We start from the raw sequence: 7,093 nt of genomic DNA on the forward strand, positions 1-7,093 counted from the left end.
AGGTCGTCGTACCAGACGTGGCTGTCGCGGACCGGGGCGAACCCCTCGGTGGAGCCGCCGAAGAAGGACGAGAAGTAGGCCTTGTCCACCAGGTCGTCGTTGTCGACCAGGCGCAGGCCGGTGACCAGGGCGGCGGGCGCGCCGTTGTAGAACACCTCGATCTCGCCGTCGGCGTTGGCCCGGCCGCCGGTCACGGTGTTGACCCTGAGCCGCTGGACGATGCTCACCCACTCACCCCTGGGGTAGCGCACGTCGGTGTCGTCCACGCGCAGGAACGCCTGGTCACCGTACTTGCCCCGCTTGTCCATGTGGTAGTAGTACACGGCCGCCCGGCCGCCCTGGCGCCAGATCATCCGCGAGGTGAAGCCGTTGCCGCCGTCGCAGACCTGCCCGCCCGAGCACCCCCTTCCTCCGGCCAGGCCCAGCCCCAGCTTCCCGCCGAACGACGTGGTTCCCCAGCTGAAGTCCTCACTGAAACGCACCCAGAAGGACAGGTAGTACTCGCGTGCCGGGGCGAGAGCGAACGGTGCCAGCACTCCGGAGTCGCGCGGGCCGATCCTCCCCGCGGGGTAGGACACGCGCAGGGACTGCTCGCCCGTGCGGGCGGGAACCGTGTCGTCGATGAGCGTGCGTTCGGTCATCCCTCTGTCCCGGGTGGCGTGCCATCCGTCCCTGGCCCATTCCTCCAGCGGGTAGGGATCGCCCGCGGTCGGGCGCTCGAAGGTGTTGTACAGGCGGGTGGGCGGGGCCGCGGTGCCGGCGGCCGCGGGGGCGGTCACGACGGCGGCCGACAGCACCGCGGACAGGAGTGTGGAGGCGAGCAGGGTTCTGACGACCGGCATGGGTGTCTCCGTTGCACAGCGACGGGTCTGGTGGGACGCCGCCGTGTCGGCCGTCCGGGATGGTCGACGCGGCGGCGACGATGCCATCCTCCGTGGTGGATTCCTCACCGAGCGTGTGCGACACGGGTGGTCGGGGGCGGGGGGATCGTTCCGCTCGGGGGAGCGGTGTCAGCTCGGGGGCCGGTGGGAGGCGTCGACGCCGCTGGGGCTGAGGGTGAGGTGGCGCCGCCCGGGTCGTGTCTCGACGGTCTCCATGACGTGGACGAGGAAGAGCGACATCGCGTCCCTCAGGGGCGAGGGCCCGCCGAAGGCCTCCTGCGCGTCGGAGGCCATGTCGCGGAGGTGCCGTCCGAGCGTCCACGGATTCACGTGGAGTTCGAGCGGCGGATCGAACCGCTCCGGCGTCTCGCCCTCGCTCCACGTCCACCCGTTGTGGAGCAGGACCGTGGACCGGTGCGGTCCCGGCGTCGCGCGGACCCCCTCGAAGGCGAGCGAGGCGATGAGTTCGTCGTACAGCTCCTGGTCGGTGAGGTCGTCCACGATTCCCCCCTGGTCGTCGGAACGCGCGGGGCCGGGCCGCCACCCGCGTTCCCGGCGCCGGGGGAGCGCGCACCGGGCCGGTCCCGAGCCCTTCACCAGGGGATACCCAAGTGCCGGGGTCGGTTCCCGCTCCAGCGCCGGACCTCCCCGTCGGGCGGCGCGCCCACGGCGGTATCCTGCCCGGGCCAGTCGTACCACGTCCGTGGTCAGGGAATCCGGTGCGAATCCGGAACTGACGCGCAGCGGTGAGGGGGACGGGCGGGGTACGCACGCCACTGGGGCGGGGCGGTGCCGACCGGAGCGTCGGCGCGGCCCGGACCTGGGAAGGCACTCCGTCCGGGCGAACCCGAGTCCGAAGACCTGCTGGCCCCTCCGCGTCGAGTGCGCGGAGGTGAACCATGCCAGGCTCCGCGTTCGAGCCCCGACACCCAAGGCATCCCCATGCTCAGCCACGCCCTTCGCCCCCTCGGCCTCCTGGCCGTCTCCTCCCTGCTGCTCACCGCCTGCGGTCAGTCCCCGGGCGGGGAGGCCGACGGCACGGACTCCGCCGCCCCCGCCGGAACGATCGACAACTGCGGTTACGAGGTCCCCCTCGGCACGGCACCCGAGCGGATCGTCTCCCTCAACCAGGGCAGCACCGAGATCCTCCTCTCCCTCGGCCTGGCGGACCGACTCGCCGGAACCGCCACCTGGACCGACCCGGTCATGGAGGGACTGGAGGAGGCCAACGCGGACGTGCCCCGGCTGGCCGACGACTGGCCGTCCTTCGAGGTGGTCCTGGCCGCCGAACCGGACTTCGTGACCGCCTCCTTCGTCTCCACGCTGGGCCCCGGCGGCACCGCCACCCGGGAGCAGTTCGAGGAGCTGGGCGTGCCCACCTACGTCTCCCCGGCCGACTGCGCCGCGGGCAAGGACAACACGACCGGAGGCGATGGCACCCGCAGCGAGCCGCTCACCATGGACACCGTCTACGGCGAGGTCCGCGACCTGGCGGCGATCCTCGGAGTGGAGGAACGCGGGGAGGAGCTCGTCTCGGAGCTGCGGGGACGGGTGGACACCGCCACCGCCGACCTGGACGCCTCGGACGTCTCCCTCATGTACTGGTTCTCCGACTCCCAGGCGCCCTATCTCGCCGGGTGCTGCGGCGCCCCCGGCGCCATCACCCGCGCGGTCGGCGCGCAGAACGCCTTCTCGGACACCCACGAGGAGTGGCCCCAGATCAACTGGGAGACCATCGCCGACCGCGACCCCGACGTCATCGTGCTCGGCGACCTGACCCGAGAGGCCCAGACGGCCGAGAGCGCCGAGGCCAAGATCGACTTCCTTGAGGGCAACCCCGCCACCCGCAACCTCACCGCGGTCACCGAGGAGCGGTACATCCTGCTCAGCGGCCAGGCCATGAACCCCACGATCCGCACGGTCGAGGGGATCGAGCAGGTCGCCGCCGGGCTGCGGGACCTCGGGCTCTCCCAGTGAGCGGTGCCCGTCTCGCGCTGCTCGTCTGCGGTGGACTGGCGGCCCTGACCGCTTCGGTCGCGGTCGCCGTGACCATCGGCCCCGCCGACATCACCACGGTCGACGTCTGGCGCTCGGTCTCGGCCCACCTCGGGGTGGGCGACACCGCCCTGAACCCGTTGCGGGACGGCATCGTGTGGAACCTCCGGATGCCCCGCACCCTGCTCGCCGCGGTGTGCGGGGCGGGACTGGCCCTGTGCGGCGCGGTCATGCAGTCCCTGCTCCGCAACCCGCTGGCGGACCCCTTCGTGCTCGGGGTGTCCTCCGGCGCCTCCACCGGCGCGGTCGCCGTGATCGTCCTCGGGTGGGGCGCCGGGGTGCTGTCCCTGTCGGCGGGCGCCTTCGTCGGGGCGCTGCTTTCCTTCGGGATGGTCATCCTGCTCAGCCACAGTCTGGGCGCGACCATGGACCGCGTCGTGCTGTCCGGGGTCGCGGCCATGCAGCTGTTCTCGGCGCTGACCTCGTTCGTCGTGCTGACCTCGGCGGACGCGGAGACCACGCGCGGCGTGCTGTTCTGGCTGCTGGGGTCGCTCAGCGGCGCGGGCTGGGCCGACGTGGCGCTGTGCTCGCTGGTGCTGGTCGGTGTGCTCGTCGTCTGCCTCGCCCACACCACCACCCTGGACGCCTTCGCCTTCGGTGAGGAGGCCGCCGCGAACCTGGGTGTCCGGGTGGGCCGCGCCCGCCTGGTGCTCCTGTGCGCCACCGCCCTGCTCACGGCGGCGCTCGTCAGCGCCGCCGGGGCGATCGGGTTCGTGGGGCTGGTGCTACCGCACGCGGCCCGTGCGCTCACCGGCTCCGGCCACGCCAGACTCCTCCCCGTCACCGCGCTGACCGGGGCCGTCTTCCTGGTGTGGGTGGACACGGTCGCCCGCACCGCGCTGGACCCGCAGGAGATCCCCGTGGGAGTGGTGACCTCCCTCATCGGCGTGCCCGCCTTCGTCGCCGTGCTGTACCGATCCAGGAGGCAGACGTGACCGAGTCCGACCACACGGGGCTGCACGCCGACCGGGTGAGCCGCCGGGCCGACGGTGGGTTCGTCCTCGACGGTGTGACCGTCGCTCCGCGCCCCGGCGAGACCATCGGTCTGCTCGGCCCCAACGGCTCCGGGAAGTCCACGCTGCTGAGGCTGCTCTCCGGTGTCCTCGCTCCCTCCACCGGAGCGGTCACCCTGGACGGACTGCCGCTGCCCCGGTTCGGCCGCCGCGCCGTGGCCCGGCGGGTCGCCACCGTCCAACAGAACGCGCACACCCAGACCGAGCTGACCATCCGCGACGTCGTGGCCCTGGGGCGCATCCCGCACCGCCGCCCCTGGTCACCCCTGTCCGCCACCGACGCCCGCGCCGTGGCGGCGGCCCTGGAACGCACCGGCCTCACCGACCGGGCCGACCGGTTCTGGCACACGCTGTCCGGGGGCGAACGCCAACGCGCCCAGATCGCCCGCGCCCTCGCCCAGGAGCCGAGCGAGCTCCTGCTCGACGAGCCGACCAACCACCTCGACATCCAGTACCAGCTCGACCTGCTGGAACTGGTCACGGGCCTGCCGGTCACCACCGTGATCGCCCTGCACGACCTCAACCTGGCCGCGATGTACTGCGACCGCCTGCTCGTGCTGCGGGACGGCCGCGCCGTCGCCGAGGGAAGGCCCGCCGAGGTCCTGACCCCCTCTCTCATCGGGGAGGTCTACGGGGTCCGGGCCGAGGTCACCTCCGACCGCGGCCGCCCGGTGATCCGGTTCCTGCGCCGCGCACCCGAGCCGGCGGATGCGTCGGACCCGTCGACCCGACCCGCCAGCTCCTGAGCTCCCCGCCGGGACGGGGCCGTGCGCGGCCCGTTAAGGTGTGAATCCTTCGCTCGTGGTACAGGAACCCGGTGTGAATCCGGGGCGGTTCCGCCACTGTCAGACCCCCTACCCCCCGGGGGTTGAGCCAGACACTGGCCTCGGGCACTCCGACCGCCGATGGGGCGAGAACCCCGAGGGAGGAATCCGACCGTGACCACACGGATCGCTCTGCTGTCCACGTCCGACACCGACCTGCTCTCCGCGCGGGCCAGCCACGCCGCGTACACGTGGGCGAACCCGTCCCGCGCCTCCGAGGCGGAACTCACCGCCACCGTCGAGGGCGCCGACCTCGTGGTCGTGCGGTTGCTCGGCTCCCCGCACGACCTGTGGTCCGGACTCGCCGCCGTCCGCGAGCGGGGCACGCCCCTGGTCGTCCTCAGCGGCGAACAGCAGCCCAGCGCCGAACTGATGGAGCACTCCACCGTCCCGATCGGCGTGGCCACCGACGCCCACCGCTACCTCGCCGAGGGCGGCCCCGACAACCTCGGACGCCTGCACGCCTTCCTGTCCGACACCGTGCTGCTGACCGGCGAGGGGTTCGACCCGCCAGCCCCCGTCCCGCTGTGGGGCCTGGCCGCGCGCGACGTGCCCCAGGACCCCGCCCTCCCACGCGTGGGCATCCTCTACTACCGGGCCCACGAGGCCGGTGGCAACACCGCCTTCGCGCACGCCCTGGCCGACGCCGTCGACGCGACCGGGAAGGCCGTGGGCGTCCCCGTGTTCGCCGGGTCGCTGCGCTCGGCTCCCGACGATCTGTACGAGGCGCTCGGCGGCTTCGACGCGCTGGTGGTCACCGTCCTCGCGGCGGGCGGCAGCGTGCCCGCGTCCGCGAGCGCCGGGGAGGACGACGAGGCCTGGGACGTGGAACGGATGGCCGCCCTGGACGTTCCCGTCCTCCAGGGGCTGTGCCTGACCAGCTCCCGCGCCGACTGGGAGGTCTCCGACGACGGCGTCACCCCGCTCGACTCGGCGAGCCAGATCGCCATCCCGGAGTTCGACGGCCGGATCATCACCGTGCCGTTCTCCTTCAAGGAGATCGACCAGGACGGACTGCCCCGCTACGTCGCCGACCCCGAACGCTGCGCCCGCCTGGCCGGGATCGCCGCCGCCCACGCCCGGCTGCGGCACGTGCCCCCCGCCGAGAAGCGGGTCGCGGTCGTCCTGTCCGCCTACCCGACCAAGCACGCCCGCATCGGCAACGCCGTCGGGCTCGACACGCCCCGGTCCCTGGTCCGCCTGCTGCGCCGCATGCGCGCCGAGGGCTATGACCTGGGCGAGCCCGGCGACCTGCCCGGCCTGGACCTGCCCGACGACACCGAGGCGGGCGACGCGCTGATCCACGCCCTGATCGAGGCGGGAGGCCAGGACGAGGACTGGTTGACCTCCGTCCAGCTGACCGACGCCCAGGTGCGGATCACCCCCGAGGAGTACGCCGCCTGGACCGAGGGCCTGCCCGCCGCGCTGAAGGACTCGATGACCGAGGCCTGGGGGCCCGCCCCCGGCCGCCTGTACGTCAACGACGAGGGCGAACTCGTCCTCGCCGCGCTGCGGGCCGGAAACGTCGTGGTCCTGGTCCAGCCGCCGCGTGGCTTCGGCGAGAACCCCATCGCCATCTACCACGACCCCGACCTGCCGCCGAGCCACCACTACCTGGCCGCCTACCGCTGGCTGGAGCACGGTTTCGGCGCGCACGCCGTCGTCCACCTCGGCAAGCACGGTTCACTGGAGTGGCTGCCCGGCAAGAACGCCGCCCTGTCCGCCGCCTGCGCCACCGACGCCGCCCTCGGCGACCTGCCGCTGGTCTACCCGTTCCTGGTCAACGACCCGGGCGAGGGCGCCCAGGCCAAGCGGCGCGCCCACGCCACGGTCGTCGACCACCTCATCCCGCCGATGGCGCGCGCGGAGAGTTACGGCGACATCGCCCGCCTGGAGCAGCTGCTCGACGAGCACGCCAACATCGCGGCCATGGACCCGGCCAAGCTGCCCGCGGTCCGGGGCGAGATCTGGTCCCTGATGCGCGCGGCGGAGATGCACCGCGACCTGGGCCTGGAGGAGCGCCCCGACGACGAGGAGTTCGACGACTTCCTCCTGCACGTCGACGGCTGGCTGTGCGAGATCAAGGACACCCAGATCCGCGACGGCCTGCACGTGCTCGGCGAGGCCCCCTCGGGCGAGGCCCGGGTGAACCTGGCCCTGTCGATTCTGCGCGCCGCCCAGATCTGGGGTGGCGTCGGCCGTGCGGTACCCGGTCTGCGTGCCGCCCTCGGCCTGAAGGAGGACGCGCCGACGCGCGAGGTCGACGAGGCGGAGGCGCTGGCCCGGAGCCTCGTCGAGCGGATGGAGGCCGCCGACTGGG

6 protein-coding genes and 2 riboswitches are annotated in these 7,093 nt (G+C 73.1%); of the genes, 4 read left to right on the plus strand and 2 right to left on the minus strand.

The features are described 5' to 3' along the window. Together D471_RS0119325 and D471_RS37740 are read right to left on the minus strand one after the other, a co-directional pair. Positions 1–842: polysaccharide lyase (locus tag D471_RS0119325; RefSeq protein ID WP_017600129.1), on the minus strand; the 842-nt coding region annotated here is incomplete at its 3' end. Positions 843–1,010: 168 nt separating this feature from the next. Then, positions 1,011–1,382, minus strand: coding sequence for a hypothetical protein (locus D471_RS37740; protein ID WP_152486374.1), 372 nt, complete (start codon positions 1,380–1,382; stop codon positions 1,011–1,013). A gap of 169 nt (positions 1,383–1,551) precedes the next feature. Continuing rightward, positions 1,552–1,764, plus strand: a riboswitch (cobalamin riboswitch). 59 nt (positions 1,765–1,823) lie between these two features. Between D471_RS37740 and D471_RS0119335 the strand changes: the two genes are divergently transcribed. The 4 genes from D471_RS0119335 to D471_RS0119350 all read left to right on the plus strand — a co-directional run. Next, positions 1,824–2,858, plus strand: coding sequence for an ABC transporter substrate-binding protein (locus tag D471_RS0119335; protein ID WP_017600131.1), 1,035 nt, complete (start codon positions 1,824–1,826; stop codon positions 2,856–2,858). Next, a complete protein-coding gene (locus D471_RS0119340) occupies positions 2,855–3,871 on the plus strand; it encodes a FecCD family ABC transporter permease (RefSeq protein ID WP_017600132.1) in 1,017 nt (338 codons plus the stop codon). The genes D471_RS0119335 and D471_RS0119340 overlap by 4 nt, the downstream gene beginning before the upstream one ends. Next, a complete protein-coding gene (locus tag D471_RS35205; protein WP_017600133.1) occupies positions 3,868–4,695 on the plus strand; it encodes an ABC transporter ATP-binding protein in 828 nt (275 codons plus the stop codon). The genes D471_RS0119340 and D471_RS35205 overlap by 4 nt, the downstream gene beginning before the upstream one ends. 19 nt (positions 4,696–4,714) lie before the next feature. Further along, positions 4,715–4,852, plus strand: a riboswitch (cobalamin riboswitch). 35 nt (positions 4,853–4,887) lie between these two features. After that, positions 4,888–7,093, plus strand: a 2,206-nt coding sequence (locus tag D471_RS0119350) for a cobaltochelatase subunit CobN (protein ID WP_017600134.1), incomplete at its 3' end; no start/stop codon positions are given.

Source organism: Nocardiopsis lucentensis DSM 44048 (assembly GCF_000341125.1).
GTDB classification, from domain to species: domain Bacteria; phylum Actinomycetota; class Actinomycetes; order Streptosporangiales; family Streptosporangiaceae; genus Nocardiopsis; species Nocardiopsis lucentensis.